Raw genomic sequence first — 22280 nt, forward strand, 5'->3', positions numbered from 1 at the left:
AGAACCGTAGCAAGGGAGATGACAGTGTCGACAGTCAATAGTTTTGGGTCGAAAGATACCCTCACAGTCGGTTCGTCCGACTATGAAGTGTTCCGCATCGACAAGGTAGCGGGATACGAAAAGCTACCGTTCAGCCTTAAGGTTCTGCTCGAGAACCTGTTGCGTACCGAAGACGGAAAGAACGTCACGAAGTCGCAAATCCAGTCCCTCGGATCGTGGGTGCCCAGCGCAGACCCTGACACCGAGATTCAGTTCACCCCGGCCCGTGTTGTTATGCAGGACTTCACCGGCGTTCCCTGCATCGTTGACCTCGCCACGATGCGTGAGGCCGTTGCTGAACTCGGGGGAGACCCGACGAAGATCAATCCGCTCGCTCCGGCAGAGCTCGTGATTGATCACTCGGTCATTGCAGACCTGTTCGGTTCCGAGAACGCCCTCGAGCGTAACGTCGAGCTCGAATATCAACGCAACGGCGAGCGCTACCAGTTCTTGCGCTGGGGCCAGACTGCGTTCGACGACTTCAAGGTTGTTCCTCCCGGAACGGGAATCGTGCATCAGGTGAACATCGAGCACCTTGCTCGTGTGACGTACACGCGCGAAGTTGACGGCAAAACCCGCGCCTTCCCCGACACTCTCGTTGGAACCGATTCGCACACCACGATGGTCAACGGTCTCGGCGTTCTCGGCTGGGGCGTCGGTGGTATTGAAGCCGAAGCAGCGATGCTCGGCCAGCCCGTCTCGATGCTCATCCCCAAAGTTGTTGGATTCAAGCTCAATGGCTCGATCCCTGCTGGTGTAACCGCTACCGATGTTGTGCTGACGATTACGCAAATGCTGCGCCAACACGGCGTTGTTGGCAAATTCGTTGAGTTCTACGGTGAGGGTGTCGGCGCTGTGCCGCTCGCTAACCGCGCCACTATCGGAAACATGAGCCCCGAGTTCGGTTCGACGGCGGCGATGTTCCCGGTTGACGACGTTACTCTCGACTACCTGCGTCTGACCGGCCGCAGCGATGAGCAGGTTGCGCTTGTCGAGGCATATGCCAAGCTTCAGTCGCTCTGGCATGACCCGAGTGTTGAGCCGAACTACAGCGAATATCTCGAGCTTGATCTTGCGACTGTCGTTCCTTCGATTGCTGGCCCGAAGCGTCCTCAGGACCGCATCGAGCTCACGAACGCGAAGAGCCAGTTTGAGATTGATCTCAACAACTACGCATCGACGGATCACTCCAAAGTTGACGCCGCCGTTGAGGGAACTTTCCCGGCGTCCGACCCCGTGGGGCTTACCCCGCAGGACGAAGATTCGGCGCATGCTCGTTCGCACTCGCACGCTAGCCATGCTCCGTCGACGGCTTCTCAGCCCACAAGGGTGAGTGTGGACGGCGGCGATGCCTTCACCCTCGATCATGGTGCGGTCGCTATCGCCGCGATCACCTCGTGCACGAACACGTCAAACCCTTCGGTGATGCTCGCGGCAGGCCTGTTGGCTCGCAACGCAGCGGCGAAGGGTCTCAAGTCGAAGCCGTGGGTCAAGACCACCCTGGCTCCCGGTTCCAAAGTGGTCACTGACTACTACGCGAAGTCGGGACTTGACGAGTCGCTTGAAGCTCTCGGTTTCTACACCGTTGGCTACGGCTGCACGACGTGTATCGGTAACTCTGGTCCTCTGGAAGATGAAATCTCCGCTGCGATCAACGAGAACGATCTCGCGGTTACCGCGGTTCTTTCGGGTAACCGCAACTTCGAAGGTCGCATCAACCCCGACGTGAAGATGAACTACCTCGCGAGCCCTCCGCTGGTTATTGCCTACGCTCTCGCGGGTTCGATGAACTTCGACTTCGACAATGACTCGCTTGGTCACGACCAGGATGGCAACGAAGTCTTCTTGAAGGACATCTGGCCCGATGCCGCTGAGGTCCAGGCCACGATCGATTCGTCGATCGACCGCGACATGTTCACTCATGAGTACGCCGGAGTCTTCGACGGTGACGAGCGCTGGCAGAACCTGCCGACGCCGACCGGTTCCACCTTCGAGTGGGATGACGAATCGACCTACGTTCGCAAGCCCCCATACTTCGAGGGCATGACTATGGAGATCACTCCGGTCAGCTCGATTTCCGGTGCTCGCGTTCTGGCTAAGCTGGGCGACTCGGTTACGACCGACCACATCAGCCCTGCCGGTTCGATCAAGGGCGACAGCCCCGCTGGTATTTACCTCGCAGAGCACGGCATCGACCGTAAGGACTTCAACTCTTACGGATCGCGCCGTGGAAACCACGAAGTAATGATCCGTGGAACCTTCGCCAACATCCGCCTCAAGAATCAGCTCCTCGATGGTGTCGAGGGTGGTTACACTCGCGACTTCACCACGCCGGATGCCGCACAGTCGTTCATCTACGATGCCGCTCAGAACTACGCCGCGCAGGAAACTCCGCTCGTCGTTCTCGGTGGCAAGGAGTACGGCTCCGGTTCATCGCGTGACTGGGCTGCAAAGGGCACGAGCTTGCTCGGCGTGAAGGCTGTCATCTGTGAGAGCTTCGAGCGCATCCACCGCTCCAACCTCATCGGAATGGGCGTTCTTCCGCTCCAGTTCCCCGAGGGGGAGAGCTGGGAGACGCTGGGACTCGACGGAACCGAGAGCATCAGCATCACGGGTGTTGAAGAACTCAACAACGACCGCATTCCCAGTACTCTGCACGTAGTGGCTGTACCGACCGCGCACTCGCCCGAGGGCAAGGCAACGATCGAGTTCGACGCGAAACTCCGCATCGACACTCCCGGTGAGGCCGACTACTACCGCAACGGTGGAATCCTTCAGTACGTTCTGCGTTCGCTGGTCTAACTACCGCGTGCGCATGAGACGCGCGGGGGAGCACTTCTGCTCTCCCCGCGCGTTTTTTGCGTTGTCGGAGAAGACTGAGGGTCGGCTCAGAACCTCATGCACATTTGTTCACACGGCAATTGAAGGAGCCTAGACTGAAAGTATGAACATACTCGAGGGAATCAATGGTCCCCGCGATCTAGACGGTCTCTCCACGCAGCAACTCGCTCAGCTATCGCAAGAGATCCGCGAGTTCTTGATCGAAAACGTGTCGCGAACAGGCGGGCATCTCGGCCCCAACCTCGGCGTTGTCGAGCTCACTACGGCTATTCATCGTGTCTTTGATTCACCGCGAGATGCTGTGGTATTCGACACCGGGCATCAGAGCTACGTTCACAAGATCCTGACGGGGCGCAAAGACTTCACGAAACTACGTTCGCAGGGTGGCCTTGCGGGTTACCCGCAACGTTCAGAATCTGAGCACGACATCGTAGAGAGTTCCCACGCCTCGAGTTCGCTGTCGTGGGCAGACGGAATTTCCCGCGCGTTCGAGATGACGGGCCAGGGCGACCGTCACGTGGTCGCAGTTGTCGGCGATGGGGCCCTCACGGGCGGGATGACGTGGGAAGCGCTCAACAACATCAGCGACGACAACAGCCGTAATTTGGTCATTGTCGTTAATGACAATGGGCGGTCGTATGCTCCCACCATCGGTGGAATGGCGCACTTTCTCAATAGCGTGCGCACCCGACGGTCCTATCGCTCGCTGCATGGATCGAGCGAGAGGTTTTTCGGCACCTTCGGTGGACCGGGTAGAGCGCTGTACCGCGGCATCCGCGGTGGTGCTCACGGGTTCCTTTCGCGCTTTAGCAACAACGAAGCTCTCTACTCCAATCTGGACATTAAGTACTTGGGGCCTGTGCACGGCCACGACATCAGCGCGCTCGTTGAGACGCTCGAGCAGGCTAAGTCGTACGGCGCTCCGGTTATCGTTCACGCGATTACCGAGAAGGGCCGGGGTTACGAGCCTGCCTTGGCCGACGTCGCGGATCAGTTCCACGCCGTCGGTCAGATCGATCCCACCACGGGGGAGCCGATCGAAACGGGCGGCGCTGCATCGTGGACATCGGTCTTCTCGGAAGAAATTGTGAAGCTGGCTGATGCCAACTCGCGTCTAGTGGGAATCACTGCTGCCATGCTGCGTCCCACGGGCCTTCATCGCTTTGCTGAGAAATATCCCGCACGGGTTCACGACGTCGGGATCGCTGAACAGCACGCCGTTACGTCAGCGGCAGGACTCGCGTTCGGTGGACTTCACCCAGTTGTGGCGCTCTACGCCACATTTGTCAATCGTGCTTTCGACCAGGTACTGATGGATGTCGCGCTTCACCGCGCTGGCGTCACCTTCGTGCTTGATCGGGCGGGGGTCACCGGCCCCGACGGCGCAAGCCATCACGGCATGTGGGATCTCGCACTGTTGCAGGTCGTCCCGAATATCCGTATAGCGGCCCCCAGGGACGCTGCACGTTTGCGTGAAGAGCTCGGCGAGGCCGTTGCGGTCGACGATGCACCTACTGTCATTCGCTTCGCTAAAGGCACCGTAGGGACCGAGTACGACGCGCTTCGACGCACCGACGACGGCGTTGATGTGCTTCGTGAAGACGAGCAGCGCGATGTTCTCATCGTCACGGTTGGATCGATGGCCAAGACTGGACTGCAGGTTGCAGAGCTCCTTGCTGCCCAGGGAATCGGAGCGACCGTAATCGACCCTCGCTGGGTGGTTCCGGTTCCCCGAAGTGTTATCGATTTCGCCGCTGATCACCGCATCGTAATCACGATTGAGGACGGTGTGCGCGTGGGCGGCATCGGAACGCGAATTCGCCAGGACATGCGTGCCCATGGCGTCGACACTGCGGTCAACGAACTGGGATTGCCGGACACATTCCTCGATCACGGCAGCCGCGACTATATCCTCGACCAGGTGGGGTTGACCCCGCAGCACATCGCTCGCGACGTTGTCGCCCAAGTGCTCGGCAGCAAGATCCCGATTGCCCGGCCGCTCATCGACAGCGACTCCGACGAGTATCGGCTTCCCGCCGAACGAAGCTAACCGCACCGCAATACGGGTGCCCGCAACAACGTTAGCGACTCGAGGCCCTGTTCAGATTCTCTCTGAACAGGGCCCCGGTCGTTATATCGGTGAGAGTGCGCGGCTACTGAACGCCGCGGATGCGCGGGTCGTGGAAGGTGCTGCCGAATGCTCGCTCCGACGCTCCCGCCCGGTCGAGGTAGGGCGTGACTCCACCCATCTGGAACGGGTAGCCGGCGCCGAGAATGAGGCAGAGGTCGATGTCTTCTGCAGCAGCGACGACGCCGTCTTCCAGCATCCGATGAATTTCGTCGGCGAGACCATCTTCGATGCGGATCTGAAGTTCTTCCGCTGTCATGGGTGAGTTGCCGCCCTTGACGATCTCGACAGCCTTCTTTGAGACGCCCTTTGACTTGCCCTTGCTGTCACGCTCGAAGATGTAGCCAAGTTCCGCGAGCTTGTGAAGGTTCTTGCTCTCAAAGAATCGGTCAGGGAACGCCGCATGGTGTGTGTCCAGCACGTGTGCGCCGACCTTGAGCCCCACGAGTTCGAGCAGCTCGAACGGCGTCATCGGAAGACCGAAGGGTCGGGTCGACTCTTCAACGACCTCGAAAGGAGTTCCGGTATCCACCGCGTGCATGGCTTCGCCGAGCACCTTAGCGAGGATGCGGTTCACTACGAAACCAGGAGTGTCTGTCGTGATGACGGCATTCTTGCGCAGGTTCTTCGCGGTCACCATGGCGGTAGAGAGGGTCTCGTCGTTGGTGTGGGGTGTCTTGACGACCTCGATCAGCGGCATGACGGCAACCGGGTTGAAGAAGTGGAAGCCCACGACACGTTCCGGGTGCTTCAGCTTGGCACCAATTTGCTCGACAGAAAGTGACGAGGTATTCGTGGCCAAAATAGCCTCTTCGGAGATGTACTGCTCGACTTCGGCAAAGACCGACTGCTTAGCACCGAGTTCTTCGTAGATCGCTTCGATGACCCAGTCGCAATCAGCGAAGTCAGCCTTGTTCGTGGTGCCCGTCACGAGTGCCTTGAGACGGTTCATGTCGTCAGAGGAGAGGCGCCCCTTCTCGTGGAGCTTATCGATCTCCGAATGAATCGCGGCGACTCCGGCGTCGGTTGCAGCCTGATCAAGATCAGTGATGACGACCGGCACCTGCAGGCGGCGAACGAAGAGAAGTGCGAACTGCCGAGCCATGAGGCCGGCACCGATCACACCGACCTTCGTTACCGTGCGGGCGAGTTCCTTATCGGGAGCTCCCGCGGGGCGCTTTGCGCGCTTCTGCACGAGGTTGAAGGCGTAGATGCTGGCCTGGAACTGGTCACCGGAGATCATGTCGGCGAGAGCGTTGTCCTCTGCCTCGAAACCAGTCTTCTTGTCAGTGTTCTTGGCAGCCTTGAGCAGTGCAAGCGCGGCGTATGGCGACTTGGCGACGCGACCAATGCGGTTCGCGAGCATCTTCTCGGCGATACCGATAGCGACATCCCACTTCACCGTGCGTTCGATCTTGCCCGGCTCATTCTTGCGTTTGACCTTCGTGGTGCCAGCGATAACACCATCTGCCCAGCGAATGGAATCCTCGAGGAAGTTGGCGGGGCCAAACATAGCGTCGGCGATGCCCAGCTCAAACGCTTCGGGGCCCTTGAGCATCCGGTTGTTCTTGAGCGGGTTCTCGATGACGACCTTGAGTGCATTCTCGATGCCGATGAGGTTGGGGAGCAACCACGCTCCACCCCAACCCGGAATGAGTCCGAGGAAGACCTCGGGCAGCGCAAGCGCCGGAACCGAGCTGTCGATCGTACGGTAGTCAGCGTTGAGGGGAACCTCGACGCCACCGCCCAAAGCGAGACCATTAATGAAGACAAAAGACGGCACACCCAAGTCGCTGAGTTTGCCGAGCGCCCAGTGACCGAGTTCGGCCATCTGCTTACCGGTTTCGCGGTCAGGGATTTCGCTGACCTTCGAAAGATCGGCGCCCGCAGCGAAGATGAATGGTTTACCGGTGACAGCGAGGCCGTGGATCTCGCCAGCGGTGGCGCGTTCCTTCTGCTCGTCGAGTACCTTGGCGAACTCGAGAAGAGTGGCGGGGCCAAGTGTGTTCGGACGCGTGTGGTCCTTGCCGTTGTCGAGCGTGATGAGGGCGAGCGTGCGGCCCGCTGAGAGCGGAACGTCGCGTACGTAGGAGTGAGTGACTACTTCGTCTTTGGCTAGATCAGCAAGACGTTCAAATTGCTGGGTCATTGTTACTTTGCTCCCTTGTAGTTGGGGTTCTCCCAGATAACGGATCCACCTTGACCGAGGCCGACACACATGGCGGTAAGGCCGTAACGCACCTCGGGGTGCTGCTCGAACTGTGCGGCGAGTTGGATCATGAGTCGGACACCGGATGATGCGAGCGGGTGTCCCATTGCGATGGCTCCACCCCACTGGTTGACGCGGGGGTCTTCGTCATCGATGCCGTAATGATCGAGCAACGAGAGCACCTGAACAGCGAATGCTTCGTTCAATTCGAAGAGGCCGATGTCGTCGATCGTGAGGCCAGCCTTGCGCAGCGCCTTCTCGGTTGAAGGGATTGGACCAATACCCATGATTTCGGGTTCTACGCCGGCGTACGCGAAGCTCACCATGCGCATCTTGGGCTTGAGGCCGAGTTCACGAGCCATCTCGCCGCTGGCGATAATGCTGGCGGTCGCGCCGTCGTTGAGCCCCGATGCGTTTCCGGCCGTGATACGGCCGTGCGGGCGGAATGGCGTCTTGAGACCGGCAAGGCCCTCAAGAGTCGTTTCCGGGCGAAGCCCCTCGTCGCGAGTAGCCATGCCCCAGCCGGCCTCACTCTTCGTTGCGACGGAGATCAGGTCCGGCTGGATGTTGTTGGCTTCGTACGCGGCCGTGGCGCGCTGTTGGCTACGCAGTGCGAATGCATCGGCGCGGGCCTTCGTGAGGTGCGGGAAGCGGTCGTGAAGCTTCTCAGCGGTGTTGCCCATGTTGAGGGCTTCAGGATCAACCAGCTTTTCTGCTAGGAAGCGAGGGTTCGGGTCTACTCCAGACCCCATAGGGTGATGTCCCATGTGCTCGACGCCGCCAGCAATCGCCAGGTCATAGGCGCCGAAAGCGATTCCGCCGGCCACGTTGGTGACGGCGGTCATCGCACCAGCACACATGCGGTCGATGGCATATCCGGGAACGGATTGGGGGAGTCCGGCAAGAAGAGCCGCACTGCGGCCGATCGTCAAGCCTTGATCTCCAGTTTGAGTGGTCGCCGCGATGGCAACTTCATCGAAGCGTTCCTTCGGAATCTGGGGGTTTCGCTCCAGAAGTCCGATCATCGCCTTGACGACGAGGTCATCAGCTCTGGTATTCCAGAACATGCCCTTCTCTCCGGCACGTCCAAATGGAGTACGGACTCCATCTACGAATACAATCTCGGTTTTCTCGGCCACAATGCCTCCACTAAATCCTTGGATGTAGCACTGATCATAAGTGGCCGAGTTTAAGGTTAGGAATCCTTTGATTGTTCCTACGACTCGGTATCGACGGAGTCCTCAGGCGTTTGGTTGGCTTCCACAAAGGCTTGCGCAATTGACTGTGCAGATACGTCAAGTTGCCATTGACGTGCTCCGAGCGCGATGAGGGCTTCAGAAATGCTCTCCGTGGAGATTACTGTGGGCGGGTTCCACGCAACTCGGCGCAGGTAGTCGGGCGTCAATAAATTCTCGATAGGAATCGACATCTCCTCGGAGAACTCGGTCATGAGCGCGCGAGCAGCTTTCAGCCGACGATCCGCTTCGGGATTCTTGTCCGACCAGACTCGCGGGGGAGGCAGCGTATCGCTAGCGACGCGCGATGCAGGAATGTCGGTTGATGCAAGCCCCGCCTGAATGGCATCCCACCAGCGGTCAATCTGGGTGCGGCTTGCGCGCCCACGGAACTCTTTCACACTCGACAGCTGTCGCTTCGACTCGGGAAGTACCTTTGCGGCTGCGAGCAGCGCTGAATCTGGCACAAGACGACCAGGGGCTGTATCGACTTCTTGCGCGTACGCATCGCGAGCGAGCCAGAGCTCACGCGCCACGGCCAAGTTCTTGCCGCCACGAATTGAGTGAACTCCGCTCAACCGGCGCCATGGCTCGGCCCGAACATTGCTGAGGTCGCGCCTCAAGACCGATTCAAACTCTTGGCGAGCGATCTCGCCCTTGCCGTCCTTATCGAGCAGTGCACCAAGCTCTTCGCGAAGATCAACGAGAAGCTCGACATCCAACGCGGCATAGACGAGCCACGACTGCGGAAGCGGGCGGGTTGACCAGTCTGCCGAGGAATGTTCCTTCGCAAGGTGGATCCCCAGTAAATGCTCGACGACCGTTCCGAGACCGACGCGGGGCAGACCCGCAATTCGCGCACCGAGCTCAGTATCAAAGAGACGGGTGGGATTCAGGCCAACCTCGCGCAAACAAGTGAGGTCTTGCGTGGCCGCGTGCAGAATCCACTCTTCCTCCGCAATGACAGCGTTCAGCTCACTGAAGTCACCAATCGCGGGCGGATCAAAGAGGAAGGTGCCGGCGCCACGTCGAAAGATCTGGATGAGATACGCACGCTGCGAGTAGCGGTAGCCGCTAGCCCGCTCGGCGTCAATACCGATGGGGCCGTGTCCGGCAGCAATGGCATCGACGGCAGCAAGATATTCGTCCCGTTCGTCGATGACATCAACGGGAACATGGGGGGCTTGGGTTGCGGCGTGCGACTCACCCTCTGGGGCTGCACTCTCGGCGGCGCTACTCACGTCCTGCTCTACGGGCCGACAACATGGTGACTCCTTCAATCGTGGGCGGAAGTCCGGCAAGCATGCAGACTAACTCGCTCCAGCCTTCCACATGCGCGGCAATGTCTAGGTCTTGGGGACTCCACGACGCTCTGAGTTCGATCTGCGCGCCGTCTGGTTGAGAGCCAAGTTCGCCGAATCCGGTAGAAAGGATGCGGGTGGCAGTGCCGGATACTTGATCGTATTTGGCCTCGCGGCTATCAAGCGCATCAACCAACCACGACCATGTGACTTCGCTCAAGAACTCGTCAACGCCGATGTCGGGTTCGAGGGGTGCTTGCGCGAAACAGATTATCCGAAACTCGCCGTCCCATGCTTCAGGGGCATCCGGGTCATACAGAAGAACGAAGCGTCCTGTGCCGAGGTCAGAGTCCTCTCCATGACGGCTTGGGGTGACATCCGCTGCGAGCGCGAACGACCACGGCGCAATCTGAGTTGGAGCCGATATCTCAGTAATCGCCAGTTCAGGGCGCAAGGTTGCGGCTCGAAGTGACTCAACCGCAGAAGAAAATACCGCGGGTGGCGTTGGTCCAGCTGGCGATTCGGGCACGTCAGAAGATTAGGCTTTAGCTGAACGATCGCTAGTAAGGCACGCCGGGCTCTGGCGGCTGCACAATGGAGGTTTTAGCATGCGGGTGTCAAACCGAACGCGCACACTTGCCGCTGTAGCGGGAGGAATTGCTGCATCGGGAGTTGCTGTGGCAGCGATCGGTCTTGTGAGCGGTGTCGCGCTTTCAGTGTATTTTGCGCGCAAGATTGTCACCCCACCCGGAAGGGCAGACAGCGCTTTGCGCGTGCTAGCGGTCGGAGAATCGACAATCGTGTTGTCTTCTGCCGCGGAGAGTCGGGCGCCCGGGCGGTTCAGCTTATGGTTCGCGGACGAGTCTGGGCTTGCTCGGATAGGGCCGGTCGTGTCGCAGGGTGCGCAATGGGTAGCGCGGGAGCTGATTGAGATCGAAAAGGGTGTACCGAAGTCGGGAGACAACGCTCGTACTAGCGGCTGGTTCTATCTAACTCCTGCAGGGCTAGGCCTTCACTTCGAGGAGATCGCTATCCATACCGAACTGGGGCCAGCTCCAGCGTGGCTTATTCCCGCAGCTAACCCATCGGCCACGTGGGCAATTCATATTCATGGACGAGGGGTTCAGCGTCCTGAGACCGTTCGTGCTCTTGGGGAATTCTACGACGCGGGGGTTACCTCGATCGCCGTGTCTTATCGCAATGACAGGGAGGCCCCTAGTTCGCCGGATGGGCGCTATGGTTTGGGCTCGACAGAATACCGGGACGTTGACGCCGCGATTTCGTTTGCGCTCGCGTCTGGAGCTGAACGCGTCATCCTCATGGGCTGGTCGATGGGAGGCGCCACCGCGCTGCAGACTCTGGTGCGTTCGAAGAATCGCGCGAAAATTCTCGGACTCGTCTTGGATTCACCTGTAATCGCCTGGGGGCCAACGATGGACCTTCACGGTGACCTCAACCACATTCCCTCTCGCGTTCAGCGCGGTGCTCAGGCAGTGCTGAGCAGTGAGCAATCCCAGTTTTTGGTCGGGACTGCTCAGCCGTTAGATATAGCGCAAATGAATTTCGTGGATCGAGCCGATGAACTCGATCGTCCAATTCTCCTTATGCACAGCGAAGACGACGGTTACGTTCCGGTCGGACCGTCACGAGAGCTAGCTGCTGCGCGTCCAGACATTGTGACTTATGAAGAGTTCGATACTGCCGGGCATACGCGTTTGTGGAACTATGACGGCGAACGGTGGCTGCTAGCCATCCGAAACTGGCTGGCAACTGTGCTCAGCGATGATGTTGCCGCCGCGGAGTAGTTGGGTAAAGCCGGATTTGAGATCGATGAGTGTCGAAAGCTAGACGACTGTTTTGAGCCGAATCTGTCGTTTTGCGCGAGCAAGCATTCCGGTCATTCCGCGCAATCTCAGCGGGCTTACCGCTTGAGAGAGACCAAGCGACTGAGGGTAGTCGTCAGAAAGATCGAGCACCTCGGCGCTACTGAGCCCTGAGAGGCCCTGAACCAATATTGAAGCGAATCCCCGGGTCGTCGGCGCTTCTGCTGGTGCAGTGGCGTACATATGCACCACGTCGTTCTCAACCTCAATAAAGATGAAAACGGGGGACTGGCATTCCTCAACCCGCTCGAAGAGATCAGGGTGGTCGCGGTAGCGATCCGGAAGATCCGGAAGTTCGTTCGCGAACTCGAGCAGGAGCTGCAGCCGATCCCGCAGTTCGAGATCAAGAAAATCGTCTCGAATTTCGGCCAGTTGACTGGGAATCTGCTGCTCACTCACCGCTTCAGTCTAACGCGAAGGAACGTCACCCGGCTCAGCGCCGATAGCGATGGGAACGCCCACGAGAGAGCCCCACTCGGTCCACGAGCCGTCGTAGTTGCGCACATTGGGGAACCCCATCAGGTAGTTCAGAACGAACCACGTGTGACTCGAACGTTCTCCGATGCGGCAGTAGGCAACAATGTTGTCACCGTCTTGGAGCCCGGCACCGTCACGGTAGATGGCGTCGAGTTCTGCAAGCGGACGGAAAGTGCCATCTTCGGCCACTGCTTTCGACCACGGCACACTCTGCGCGCTTGGAATGTGACCGGCGCGAAGTGCCCCTTCTTCCGGGTAGCCAGGAACTGTCGTGCGCGCGCCACTGTATTCCTCCGGCGAGCGGACATCGACGAGTGGGTTACCAAGATGTGCGAGAACATCGTCGCGGAATGCACGGATGACAGAATCGTCGCGGTCAACAATCGGGTACTCAGTCGGCGTAGGCGAGGGTACCTCAAGCGTGTACTTGCGGCCATCCGATTCCCACTTTGCTCGACCGCCATCCATGAGGCGAATGTCTTCGTGACCGAAGAGCGTAAATACCCACAGAGCGTATGCTGCCCACCAGTTGGTCTTGTCGCCATAAATAACCACAGTGCTGTCACGAGAAATACCGCTGCGCGACATCAGCTTCGCGAAAGCCTCGCCGCTGATGTAGTCGCGAGCGACTGGGTCGTTCAGATCGGTGTGCCAATCGATCTTTACCGCGCCAGGAATATGACCGGTCTCGTACAGCAAGACGTCTTCATCGGACTCGACAATGACGAGTCCGGGTTCACCCAAGTGTTCTTCAACCCACTGCGTTGACACCAAACGTTCCGGGTGGGAGAAATCTGCAAATTGGGGGGCTGGGTCGCGTTCGATAGTCATTGCTACCTTCCGGTTGGGGGTGGAAAAACTGGCTCGGGCTTCAAACTAAGCTTGATGGGTCCCTTGCCCAAGAAATTACGCATTCGCCGCTGATTAACCCGCGTTGCCGTAACACTGCGAAAAATAACCGAGGCTGAGAATGAGCGCTACCGCGCCTACGACTCCTGAGCGTCTAGTCGATCGTATCCCGTCGTTGACCGGAGCGCAGATGCTTGCCGAACTTGTACCCCCGCGTCAGTTCGCCGGAGCGACTTTAGATTCGTACCGACCTGACCGCGACTACCCTTCGCAGGGTGGCGCAGTCGCAGCAATGCGACACTTCGTAGCAGGAGCCAAGTCGGGTGGATTTTTTTCGCGAAAGAAGACGCCCGTGAGCAAACCGGGCGTCTACCTCGATGGTGGATTTGGTGTCGGCAAGACGCATCTATTGGCGGCGTTGTGGCATCAGATGGCCGGACGAAAATACTTCGGAACATTCATTGAGTACACCGCGCTCGTGGGCGCGGTCGGTTATGCCCCGGCAGTCCAATTGCTGAAGGGAGCATCGTTAGTCTGTATTGACGAGTTCGAATTGGACGACCCAGGCGACACCCGTCTTATCTCACGATTGCTTTCGGAGCTCGTGGCTTCGGGCACCAAAATCGCTGCTACCTCCAATACGCCGCCGAACGCTCTCGGTGAGGGACGGTTTGCTGCTCAAGACTTCTTGCGTGAAATCGACTCGTTGTCAGCGAAGTTCGAGACTATTCGCATAGATGGGCTCGACTATCGCCGTCGTGATACGGGAGCGCACGCGGTCGCTGTTGATGACGCCGCGGAAGCGATCAAGGGCGTCTCCGGGTTAGTGGCGCTCGACTCATTCGATGCGCTGCTCAAGCACCTCGCTGGGGTTCACCCCTCGCGGTACGTCAAATTGATCGAGGGTATCGATGCCATCGGGTTGAGTGGTGTGCATGAGTTCGCCAACCAGACGGATGCTTTGCGCTTCGTCGCTTTTGTGGACAGGCTCTATGACGCTCAAATCGCGGTCTATGCCGATGGCACTGCGCTCGATGCGGTGTTCCCCGACGACATGCTCGCCGGTGGCTATAGCAAAAAGTATCTCCGCGCGGTTTCTCGACTCATCGCGCTGACATCGAATAATTCCTAAGTTAATCGCCGTTAACGCTTGATCCAATTCCAGGTGAGTGTTGTGTCGTGCCTCGCAGGGCGTGAGACTTGTGCGGGGAGGCTACTGTGACGGCAGCTAGTGCAACGGCGGCCATAGGGGCGTTAGCACTTGTGGTGCTTCTTGCTGCCCTCATAGTGCTGTACGCAAGCACTCTGCCCACATCTACCTGGCCGAGGCTGGTTGCCGAATCCCTGGCGTGCGCCGCACCGGGGGCTATTGCGTGGTTGGCGATCGTTCCGGCGCTCTCGGTCAGTGTGCGTCCAGTAATGATGCCCTCGCTCGCGGCGCTGGGAGCCGTCTGTTGCTTCTTGGTCACTTTGGTCTCTCGAAGTTCTGGCGCTCCGCTGCTGCGAAGTGTTCTTTACAGTTGTATTTGGGCCGCTGTTGTGTTCGTTCCGATAGCCGTCCGGACCTTCGAGCGTTTTGATGCAGCCACCCCGTTTGGGCTTGACCCGATTGATCACGGCGGGGCCCTAGTAATGAGCGTTGCCGTAGGGGCCAGCATGCTTGCGGTTCTTGTCGTGGAACGACGTTCGCTCATCAGAGGAGCCAGAAAAGCGGTTCCCTCGCTTGTTGGGGCCGTCGCGCTTGCGATCGCGGTGCTGGCGTGGCTGATGTGGCTTGTTGGGGCCGAATTCGCGATCGACGACGTAGTCGGTCTCATTCTCCTCAACGGGGTGGTTAGCGCGGCGTTTGGCGCGTTCGGCTGGTTCTTTGTCCAGATAATTAATCACGGCACAGTAAGCCTGAAATCGCTTGCCGGAGGGCTGGTCAGCGGGCTCATCGCCGTCACCGCCGGCGCACCACTTTTCACGCCGGTCTCCGCAGCTGTCGCGGGGCTCATAGCCGGAGCAATTGCGTGCGCATTCACCGTGCGAAAAGGCTCGCCCTTGGGAAACCAACTGCGATTTCTTGTAAACACCCACCTCATGGGGGGAAGTATCGGTGTCTTGTCCCTGGGAATCCTCGCCACTGGCTCTGGATTTCTATTCACTGGTCAAACTTTTGTTTTCCAACAGCAGCTGCTCAGCGTTCTTGCTTCGGCAGTTTTCGCCTACATCGTTTCGTCAGTTGTCTGGTGGTTGCTCGGCAGCCGTCGTCGACGCACCGCGCTCGGAGGGCGACCCGTCCTCACCCAACACAGACCTCGTCAATAGTGTTGCGCCGGCGAGGGCCGCAGGCATAGCAAACACCGCGCCGAGCGGAATAAGGAACACCAGGTAAGTCGCGGCACCGAGTCCCAATGACCGGGCACGGGCAGCTCGAAGCACGCGCCTGCGCGCTGTGAGATGGAGTCCGCGTGACTCAAACGGGATATTGCTGAGTTCGACCACAAGGAGCCAACCGCCCATCAGCGCACCCGCGGTCGCGGCGATGAAACCTCCAGCTAGAGGTATGAATCCCAGAACTAGCAAGAGAATGGCGAGCCCCACCGTCGGGAGTAATACACGGATGCCTTCGACAATTCCCCGACGGAGATCCCGCCAAAAGCCCTGCGTATCGTGCGCAGGGGGAGCGCCGTGCATCGTGTCAACGTGAGCCGCAATCATCCGGTAGAAAACATCACCGACCATCAGCGTGACTGTCGTGTAGGTGTTTACAATGACAAAGAAGCTCGCGATGAGCACTGCTAGCCCAGCAGCGAACTCTGTAGCGGCCTGGGCAAAGTCATTCCACTCGCGGGCGAATGGGGTTGCTGCAGTCGCGATCGATTCGATATTTACGACCAGAACGATGACCGCCGCGATCGCAAGCGCCCCTACGATGGCTGCCGGGATCATTCCCAGGAGCATCAATCGCGGAGCAGTTGCCCAGATGCGAAATCCACGAAAAAGTAAACCGACGCCCGAGAAGAATTCGCCCAGAGCCGATGCGCGTCGCGAAGGATGAGCTGGCATTGGATAAGGCTATCGGTCAGTACTTTGTGGTGAACGCTCGCACCCGTGAATTCTTGGGAGCAGCTGAAGGGACGTGTTGTGGGCGATACCGGACTCGAACCGATGACCTCTTCCGTGTGAAGGAAGCGCGCTACCAACTGCGCCAATCGCCCTGCACGTCAATCTTGGCATATCTTCGCGACACGCTCTCAACCGAATTGGCTCTTCGCGCAGACTTCGTATACAGTCATCTAGCACGCGAAAACGGGTAACCGAATAGCTGCAAAATGCGGATGTGGCGCAGTGGTAGCGCATAACCTTGCCAAGGTTAGGGTCGCGAGTTCGAATCTCGTCATCCGCTCGAATGAGAAGTGTCAGCCTCGCCGGCACTTCTCATGTGCGGTGGAGTGGCCGAGAGGCGAGGCAGCGGCCTGCAAAGCCGTATACGCGGGTTCAAATCCCGTCTCCACCTCGTAATGAGTGTTCAGCCGGTTCTCTGGCTGGTATTTTTAACTAAATAGCATGAGCGATTGGCGCAGCGGTAGCGCGCTTCCCTGACACGGAAGAGGTCGCTGGTTCGATCCCAGTATCGCTCACAGTTGAAGCCCCGGTTCGCCGGGGCTTCTGCTTTTAAGGCTTGATCGATGGTTTGCGACTCTCAGAACTTTGCCCCGCAGCGTCGTTACGGTTTAGCGCACGCGAGTGTGAGACCCGTGGTGACGTGCACCGCCAAGGATGGCCGCTAAAGTTGTTGTGTGAGTAACACTGGATTTGAGCTATTTACCGACCGCAACGTCGTCGCCATGCGCGTCAATGGTGAGTTGAAAGATCTCGCCGCGACAGTGACCGACACGGATGAGGTCGAGGCTGTCACGATCGACTCGCCCGATGGACTGAATATTCTCCGTCACTCGGCTGCGCACGTCGCAGCTCAGGCGATCCAGACCATTAACCCGCAGGCGAAGCTCGGCATTGGGCCTCCCGTCACAGACGGCTTCTATTACGACTTCGATGTCGAGGAGCCGTTCACTCCGGAAGACCTCAAGGCCATCACGAAAGCGATGGATCGCATAGTCCGTCAGGGGCAGCGTTTTCAGCGTCGTGTCGTAACCGAAGCAGAGGCACGCGCAGAGCTAGCTGACGAACCCTACAAGCTTGAACTGATCGGTCTCAAGGGCTCTGTCGATGACAGCGAAGTCGATGGCGACAACGAGTCTGTTGAAGTCGGCGGTGCTGAGCTGACGATTTACGACAACGTTGATGGCAAGACCGGCGAGGTCTATTGGAAAGACCTCTGCCGCGGGCCACATCTGCCGAATACCCGCATGATCGGCAACGGCTGGTCACTGACGCGCACTGCTGCCGCTTACTGGCGCGGTTCTGAAAAGAACAAGCAACTCCAGCGCGTGTACGGGACGGCATGGCCCACCAAGGATGAACTGCGTGCCTATCAAGCGCGTCAAGAGGAGGCGCTCAAACGCGACCACCGCAAGCTGGGTGCTGAACTAGACCTGTTCTCTTTCCCCGATGAGATTGGCTCGGGCTTGGCGGTATTCCACCCCAAGGGCGGCATCATTCGTCATGAGATGGAGGACTACTCGCGCAAGCGACACGCTCAAGAGGGCTATTCCTTCGTCAACACCCCGCACATTACTAAAGAGGCCTTGTTCGAGACTTCAGGACACCTGGGCTGGTACAAGGACGGCATGTTCCCGCCGATGCACCTCGATGAGGCTCGCAACGAAGAAGGCGAAATTACTCGCCAGGGCGCTGACTACTACCTCAAGCCGATGAACTGCCCGATGCATATCCTGATCTATCGGTCGAGTGGACGCTCGTACCGTGATCTTCCGATGCGCCTCTTCGAGTTCGGCACCGTGTACCGCAATGAAAAGTCAGGCGTTATCCACGGACTCACGCGCGTTCGGGGACTGACTATGGATGACGCGCACATCTTCACTACCAAGGAGGGGATGAAGCAAGAACTCACCAATACGCTCAATTTCGTTCTCTCCCTGCTTCGCGACTACGGCTTGACCGACTTCTACCTCGAGCTCTCAACGAAGGATCCCGACAAGTACGTCGGCGACGACGACATTTGGGATGAGGCCACGCGAACCCTCGCCGAGGTTGCAGAAGAGTCAGGCCTCGAGCTCGTACCCGACCCGGGTGGGGCAGCTTTCTACGGACCGAAGATTTCGGTGCAAGCGCGTGACGCCATCGGCCGCACGTGGCAGATGTCGACTGTGCAACTCGATTTCAACCTGCCAGAGCGTTTCGATCTGGAGTACACGGCGGCAGACGGCTCTCGTCAGCGTCCCGTGATGATTCACCGCGCGCTCTTCGGTTCGATTGAGCGTTTCTTCGGGGTACTCACCGAGCACTACGCAGGTGCGTTCCCCGTCTGGCTTTCGCCTGTGCAGGTTGTGGGCATCCCGGTTGCAGAAGCCTATGAAGAGTACTTGGGGGGCGTAATCGACCAGCTGAAGGCTCTCGGTGTCCGCGCCGAGATGGATGCCTCGAGCGAGCGTATGCAGAAGAAGATCCGTACGCACACCAAGTCGAAGATTCCGTTCCAGCTCATTGCCGGTGAACAGGATCACGCTGCGGGTTCTGTCAGCTTCCGCTTCCGCGATGGAACGCAGGAGAACGGCATCCCGATTTCAGACGCTGTTGCTCGCATCACTGACGCGATCGCGACCCGAGCTCAGGTTTAGTTCGTGCACGACTACGACGGTTCACAGTTACCGGTGGGGGAGTCGAGCACAGACTTCGCCGCCGTGCCCGACGCCTTTCAGCGTCTATGGACGCCGCATCGCATCGCGTATATCACTGACCAGACGCAGCCCGATAAAGATGACTGCCCGTTCTGTGTTGCGCCGACGCTCGACGACGAGAAAGCTCTCATCGTTGCGCGAGGGACTCACGCTTACGTGTTGCTGAACCTGTTTCCCTATAACAGCGGTCACCTTTTAGTGTGTCCCTACCGTCATGTGCCGCTCTACGACGAGGCAACTGAGCAAGAGACCGCTGAGATCGCCACTCTCACGCAGACCGCCATGCGGGTGTTGCGCGAGACCTCGAAAGCCCACGGCTTCAACATTGGGATGAACCAGGGTGCCTTGGCCGGCGCTGGCATCGCGAATCATTTGCATCAGCACGTTGTCCCGCGGTGGGCAACCGATTCGAATTTTTTCCCTATTGTGGCTGGCACTAAGGCGATTCCGCGGCTGCTCGGTGAGGTTCGGGATGAGCTCGCGATGGCGTGGCCTACGAGCCACTGAGTTCAAATTGGCTGCATTGCTTTCAGGGCTTCGGTCTTAGCGTTGAAGCTATGAGCGAGAACACTTCATCCAACGAATCGGGTACGAGCCGCGTTAAGCGCGGGCTGGCAGAGATGCTCAAGGGTGGCGTCATCATGGATGTCGTCAACGCCGAGCAGGCAAAGATCGCGGAAGATGCCGGCGCAGTCGCCGTTATGGCCCTCGAGCGAGTGCCCGCCGACATCCGTTCGCAGGGCGGCGTTGCTCGCATGAGTGACCCGGATCTCATCGACGGCATCATCGATGCTGTGTCGATCCCCGTGATGGCGAAGGCTCGCATCGGACATTTCGTCGAAGCTCAAGTTTTGCAGGCGCTCAAGGTTGATTACATTGACGAGTCAGAGGTGCTCAGCCCGGCTGACTACGTGAACCACCTCGATAAGTGGAATTTTGACGTTCCGTTCGTGTGCGGTGCGACCAACCTGGGTGAGGCTTTGCGTCGGATCACCGAGGGCGCTGCGATGATTCGCTCGAAGGGTGAAGCCGGAACCGGCGACGTCTCTGAGGCGACCAAACACATCCGCACCATCAAGGGTCAGATCAACGAGCTTCGCTCCAAGTCGATCGACGAACTGTATGTCGCTGCGAAGGAACTGCAGGCACCGTATGAACTCGTTCGCGAAGTTGCGCAGAGCGGCAAGCTGCCTGTCGTCCTCTTCACCGCTGGTGGAGTCGCTACCCCTGCTGACGCCGCTTTGATGATGCAGCTCGGTGCTGACGGAGTTTTCGTCGGTTCGGGAATCTTCAAGTCGGGCAACCCGGCTCAGCGTGCTGCCGCGATCGTCAAGGCCACAACCTTCTTCGACGACCCCAACGTTATCGCCGAGACTTCGCGTGGCTTGGGTGAAGCGATGGTGGGCATCAACGTCTCTGACTTAGCAGCACCGCACCGCCTTTCTGAGCGTGGCTGGTAGCCCTTCGGTCGATCAGCTCCCCATCGGGGTTCTTGCCCTTCAGGGTGATTTTCGTGAGCACCTGCAGGTGCTCCGGCAACTCGGAGAAACGGCTGTAGCGGTCAAATCTCCTGAGCAACTGGAGCACATTGCGGGTCTCATCATTCCCGGCGGCGAGTCAAGTGTGATCGACAAACTCTCGCGGCTCTATGGTCTTTTCGGGCCGATTCGCACAGCTATTCGCGCGGGACTTCCTGTCTACGGAACTTGCGCGGGGCTGATCATGCTGGCGGATAGTGTGCAGGATTCGATCGAAGGTCAGCAGTCTTTCGGCGGCCTAGACGTGATTGTTCGCCGAAACGCATTTGGGTCTCAGACTGATTCTTTCGAAACTGATCTGAGTATCCCGGAACTGGGCGAGACCCCCGTGCACGCCGTCTTTATCCGCGCTCCGGTTGTCGAAAGCGTCGGTGCTCGGGCGCGAGCTTTGGCAACACTGGATGATGGCCGCATTGTCGCGGTGGAACAGGGCAATCTGCTCGGCACGTCCTTTCATCCCGAGATTACGGGTGATACGCGATTCCATGAGTACTTCGTGAGTCGAGTCCGCGCGGTGCGGTAGTTCCTGCATCATGGGGGAATGCAACTGTATGCGGACCAGCCCGCGCGTCGAATGCGTCAAATCATCGCTGACCTGATCTCCCTCGGGTTCATTGTGGTGTGGATTGCTCTCGGCGTCTGGGTCTATCAGCTCATCGCCGCCTTTCAGCAGCTCGGCGTTCAAATGCAGGAAGCGGGCGCCGGATTCGAGTCGACGATGACCGAACTGGGCGACACACTTGGCTCGGTGCCGCTGATTGGATCGGGCATCCGGGCACCGTTCGACGGTGCGAGCGAAGCCGGTGCAGCCCTGGAGTCTGCGGGGCAGAGTCAACAAGCTTCGGTCGAAACCGCTGCAGCGGCGGTAGGGCTGTTCATCGGCATAGTGCCGGTGATGCTCATTCTTCTTGTCTGGCTGCTGCCGCGCATCCGGTTTGTGGTGCGGGCCAACGAAGCAAAGCGGCTGTTGGCAACGCCGGGTGGCGCCGATCTGTTGGCTCTCCGAGCGCTCACGACGCTGAATATGACCGAACTAGCGCGGGTCTCGGAGGCCCCCGCCTCAGAATGGCGAGCGGGAAACAGCGCGACTGTGGCGCGACTAGCCCAATTGCAATTGGCCGAGCTGGGGCTCCGCAGTTCGCTCGAAGAACGCTAGCCCGGGGATTCGCGCAGTCGAGCGAGGTTCGCACGCGTTAGAATGTCCCTTATGTCAGGGCATTCTAAATGGGCAACTACCAAGCACAAGAAGGCGATTACAGACTCTCGCCGCGCGAAGGCTTTCGCGAAACTAATCAAGAATATTGAGGTCGCCGCCAAGATTGGAGGCGCTGATCTTTCGGGAAACCCGACTCTTGTTGACGCCATTCAGAAGGCAAAGAAGACGTCAGTACCCAACGACAACATCGATCGCGCAGTCAAGCGTGGCTCGGGCCAGCTCGGCGACGCCGTTGAGTACCTCAACATCATGTACGAGGGCTATGGCCCCAACGGCGTAGCGCTTATGGTCGAGTGTCTGACCGACAATAAGAACCGCGCCGCGGCAGATGTTCGCACGATCATGAGCCGCAACGGTGGCTCGCTCGCAGATCCCGGCAGTGTGGCTTACAACTTCGAGCGCAAAGGCGTTATCTCGATTACGAAGACCGAGGGCGTCTCAGAAGACGACATCCTCCTGGCTGTGCTCGACGCGGGTGCCGAAGAGGTCAAGAACCACGGTGAGGGCTTTGAAGTCATCACCGATACCGCTCACTTGGTTGAATCGCGCAACGCTTTGCAGGCCGCCGGGATCGACTATGACTCCTCAGAAGCAGAGTTCGTTCCGAACCTCAAGGTTGAGGTCGACGCCGACACTGCGCGCAAAGTTTTCAAGTTGATTGATGCGCTCGAAGAGTCTGACGACGTTCAGAACATCTACTCGAACTTTGACATCAGCCCCGAGGTGCAAGCAGAACTCGACGAGGACTAGTCGATGA

18 protein-coding genes and 4 tRNA genes are annotated in these 22280 nt (G+C 58.8%); 14 read left to right on the forward strand and 8 right to left on the reverse strand.

What is annotated here, in order from left to right:
* Nucleotides 1-24: 24 nt before the first annotated feature.
* Both AACZ26_RS07450 and dxs read left to right on the forward strand, forming a co-directional pair.
* The gene (locus AACZ26_RS07450) at nucleotides 25-2841 is read left to right on the forward strand and encodes an aconitate hydratase (protein ID WP_339620367.1); all 2817 of its coding nucleotides are present in this window, start codon (nucleotides 25-27) and stop codon (nucleotides 2839-2841) included.
* 142 nt (nucleotides 2842-2983) lie between these two features.
* Nucleotides 2984-4930 carry a 1-deoxy-D-xylulose-5-phosphate synthase gene (gene dxs / locus AACZ26_RS07455; protein WP_339620368.1) on the forward strand — a complete coding sequence of 649 codons (1947 nt, stop codon included), beginning with the start codon at nucleotides 2984-2986 and terminating at the stop codon, nucleotides 4928-4930.
* A gap of 103 nt (nucleotides 4931-5033) precedes the next feature.
* Here the strand turns inward: dxs and AACZ26_RS07460 are convergent, their stop codons facing one another.
* The 4 genes from AACZ26_RS07460 to AACZ26_RS07475 all read right to left on the reverse strand — a co-directional run bounded on the left by AACZ26_RS07460 (nucleotide 5034) and on the right by AACZ26_RS07475 (nucleotide 10282).
* Nucleotides 5034-7157, reverse strand: a complete 2124-nt coding sequence (locus AACZ26_RS07460; RefSeq protein ID WP_339620369.1) for a 3-hydroxyacyl-CoA dehydrogenase NAD-binding domain-containing protein — start codon at nucleotides 7155-7157, stop codon at nucleotides 5034-5036.
* 2 nt (nucleotides 7158-7159) lie between these two features.
* Nucleotides 7160-8356 carry a thiolase family protein gene (locus AACZ26_RS07465; RefSeq protein ID WP_339620370.1) on the reverse strand — a complete coding sequence of 399 codons (1197 nt, stop codon included), beginning with the start codon at nucleotides 8354-8356 and terminating at the stop codon, nucleotides 7160-7162.
* 77 nt (nucleotides 8357-8433) lie between these two features.
* Nucleotides 8434-9693 (reverse strand): HRDC domain-containing protein, encoded by a 1260-nt coding sequence (locus AACZ26_RS07470; RefSeq protein ID WP_339620371.1) that lies wholly within the window; start codon nucleotides 9691-9693, stop codon nucleotides 8434-8436.
* Nucleotides 9686-10282: a DUF3000 domain-containing protein gene (locus AACZ26_RS07475; RefSeq protein WP_339620372.1), complete on the reverse strand. Its 597-nt coding sequence runs from the start codon at nucleotides 10280-10282 to the stop codon at nucleotides 9686-9688. The genes AACZ26_RS07470 and AACZ26_RS07475 overlap by 8 nt, the downstream gene beginning before the upstream one ends.
* 79 nt (nucleotides 10283-10361) lie before the next feature.
* Here AACZ26_RS07475 and AACZ26_RS07480 point away from each other — a divergent pair, with 79 nt between their 5' ends.
* Nucleotides 10362-11558 carry an alpha/beta fold hydrolase gene (locus tag AACZ26_RS07480; RefSeq protein WP_339620373.1) on the forward strand — a complete coding sequence of 399 codons (1197 nt, stop codon included), beginning with the start codon at nucleotides 10362-10364 and terminating at the stop codon, nucleotides 11556-11558.
* 39 nt (nucleotides 11559-11597) lie between these two features.
* Here the strand turns inward: AACZ26_RS07480 and AACZ26_RS07485 are convergent, their stop codons facing one another.
* Complete coding sequence (locus tag AACZ26_RS07485; RefSeq protein ID WP_339620374.1) at nucleotides 11598-12035, reverse strand: SufE family protein; 438 nt, start codon at nucleotides 12033-12035, stop codon at nucleotides 11598-11600.
* Nucleotides 12036-12044: 9 nt separating this feature from the next.
* Nucleotides 12045-12944, reverse strand: coding sequence for a sulfurtransferase (locus tag AACZ26_RS07490; RefSeq protein WP_339620375.1), 900 nt, complete (start codon nucleotides 12942-12944; stop codon nucleotides 12045-12047).
* A gap of 139 nt (nucleotides 12945-13083) precedes the next feature.
* On the opposite strand from AACZ26_RS07490, the gene zapE reads away from it, so the two are divergent.
* Nucleotides 13084-14094 carry a cell division protein ZapE gene (zapE, locus tag AACZ26_RS07495; protein ID WP_339620376.1) on the forward strand — a complete coding sequence of 337 codons (1011 nt, stop codon included), beginning with the start codon at nucleotides 13084-13086 and terminating at the stop codon, nucleotides 14092-14094.
* 86 nt (nucleotides 14095-14180) lie between these two features.
* Nucleotides 14181-15272: an ammonium transporter gene (locus AACZ26_RS07500; RefSeq protein WP_339620377.1), complete on the forward strand. Its 1092-nt coding sequence runs from the start codon at nucleotides 14181-14183 to the stop codon at nucleotides 15270-15272.
* On the opposite strand, the gene AACZ26_RS07505 is transcribed toward AACZ26_RS07500, so the two are convergent.
* The gene (locus tag AACZ26_RS07505) at nucleotides 15183-16013 is read right to left on the reverse strand and encodes an EI24 domain-containing protein (RefSeq protein ID WP_339620379.1); all 831 of its coding nucleotides are present in this window, start codon (nucleotides 16011-16013) and stop codon (nucleotides 15183-15185) included. The genes AACZ26_RS07500 and AACZ26_RS07505 overlap by 90 nt on opposite strands.
* 79 nt (nucleotides 16014-16092) lie before the next feature.
* Nucleotides 16093-16165, reverse strand: a tRNA-Val gene (locus AACZ26_RS07510).
* A 116-nt stretch (nucleotides 16166-16281) separates the two neighbouring features.
* Here AACZ26_RS07510 and AACZ26_RS07515 point away from each other — a divergent pair.
* From AACZ26_RS07515 to AACZ26_RS07555, 9 genes are all read left to right on the forward strand, one after another.
* Nucleotides 16282-16353 (forward strand) — tRNA-Gly (locus AACZ26_RS07515).
* A 40-nt stretch (nucleotides 16354-16393) separates the two neighbouring features.
* Nucleotides 16394-16464, forward strand: a tRNA-Cys gene (locus tag AACZ26_RS07520).
* Nucleotides 16465-16516: 52 nt separating this feature from the next.
* Nucleotides 16517-16588: transfer RNA gene (locus AACZ26_RS07525), tRNA-Val, on the forward strand.
* Nucleotides 16589-16795: 207 nt separating this feature from the next.
* On the forward strand, nucleotides 16796-18709 hold the full coding sequence (gene thrS, locus AACZ26_RS07530; RefSeq protein ID WP_339620649.1) for a threonine--tRNA ligase: 1914 nt from the start codon (nucleotides 16796-16798) through the stop codon (nucleotides 18707-18709).
* A gap of 3 nt (nucleotides 18710-18712) precedes the next feature.
* On the forward strand, nucleotides 18713-19276 hold the full coding sequence (locus AACZ26_RS07535) for an HIT domain-containing protein (RefSeq protein WP_339620380.1): 564 nt from the start codon (nucleotides 18713-18715) through the stop codon (nucleotides 19274-19276).
* Between the two features lie 50 nt (nucleotides 19277-19326).
* The gene (gene pdxS, locus AACZ26_RS07540; RefSeq protein ID WP_339620381.1) at nucleotides 19327-20229 is read left to right on the forward strand and encodes a pyridoxal 5'-phosphate synthase lyase subunit PdxS; all 903 of its coding nucleotides are present in this window, start codon (nucleotides 19327-19329) and stop codon (nucleotides 20227-20229) included.
* Entirely contained in the window at nucleotides 20219-20830 is a 612-nt protein-coding gene (pdxT, locus tag AACZ26_RS07545) for a pyridoxal 5'-phosphate synthase glutaminase subunit PdxT (RefSeq protein WP_339620382.1), read from the forward strand. The genes pdxS and pdxT overlap by 11 nt, the downstream gene beginning before the upstream one ends.
* An 18-nt stretch (nucleotides 20831-20848) precedes the next feature.
* Complete coding sequence (locus AACZ26_RS07550) at nucleotides 20849-21463, forward strand: hypothetical protein (RefSeq protein ID WP_339620384.1); 615 nt, start codon at nucleotides 20849-20851, stop codon at nucleotides 21461-21463.
* Nucleotides 21464-21514: 51 nt separating this feature from the next.
* A complete protein-coding gene (locus AACZ26_RS07555) occupies nucleotides 21515-22273 on the forward strand; it encodes a YebC/PmpR family DNA-binding transcriptional regulator (protein ID WP_339620386.1) in 759 nt (252 codons plus the stop codon).
* Nucleotides 22274-22280: the final 7 nt, after the last annotated feature.

The organism is uncultured Salinibacterium sp. (genome assembly GCF_963974405.1).
Taxonomy (GTDB): Bacteria; Actinomycetota; Actinomycetes; order Actinomycetales; family Microbacteriaceae; genus Rhodoglobus.

Excerpts from the sequence above, each read along its gene's own strand:
- dxs (WP_339620368.1), top strand. The coding sequence starts at position 2,984 with ATGAACATACTCGAGGGAATCAATGGTCCCCGCGATCTAGACGGTCTC.
- AACZ26_RS07460 (WP_339620369.1), bottom strand. The coding sequence starts at position 7,157 with ATGACCCAGCAATTTGAACGTCTTGCTGATCTAGCCAAAGACGAAGTA.
- AACZ26_RS07480 (WP_339620373.1), top strand. The coding sequence starts at position 10,362 with ATGCGGGTGTCAAACCGAACGCGCACACTTGCCGCTGTAGCGGGAGGA.
- AACZ26_RS07490 (WP_339620375.1), bottom strand. The coding sequence starts at position 12,944 with ATGACTATCGAACGCGACCCAGCCCCCCAATTTGCAGATTTCTCCCAC.
- zapE (WP_339620376.1), top strand. The coding sequence starts at position 13,084 with ATGAGCGCTACCGCGCCTACGACTCCTGAGCGTCTAGTCGATCGTATC.
- AACZ26_RS07505 (WP_339620379.1), bottom strand. The coding sequence starts at position 16,013 with ATGCCAGCTCATCCTTCGCGACGCGCATCGGCTCTGGGCGAATTCTTC.
- thrS (WP_339620649.1), top strand. The coding sequence starts at position 16,796 with ATGCGCGTCAATGGTGAGTTGAAAGATCTCGCCGCGACAGTGACCGAC.
- pdxS (WP_339620381.1), top strand. The coding sequence starts at position 19,327 with ATGAGCGAGAACACTTCATCCAACGAATCGGGTACGAGCCGCGTTAAG.
- AACZ26_RS07550 (WP_339620384.1), top strand. The coding sequence starts at position 20,849 with ATGCAACTGTATGCGGACCAGCCCGCGCGTCGAATGCGTCAAATCATC.
- AACZ26_RS07555 (WP_339620386.1), top strand. The coding sequence starts at position 21,515 with ATGTCAGGGCATTCTAAATGGGCAACTACCAAGCACAAGAAGGCGATT.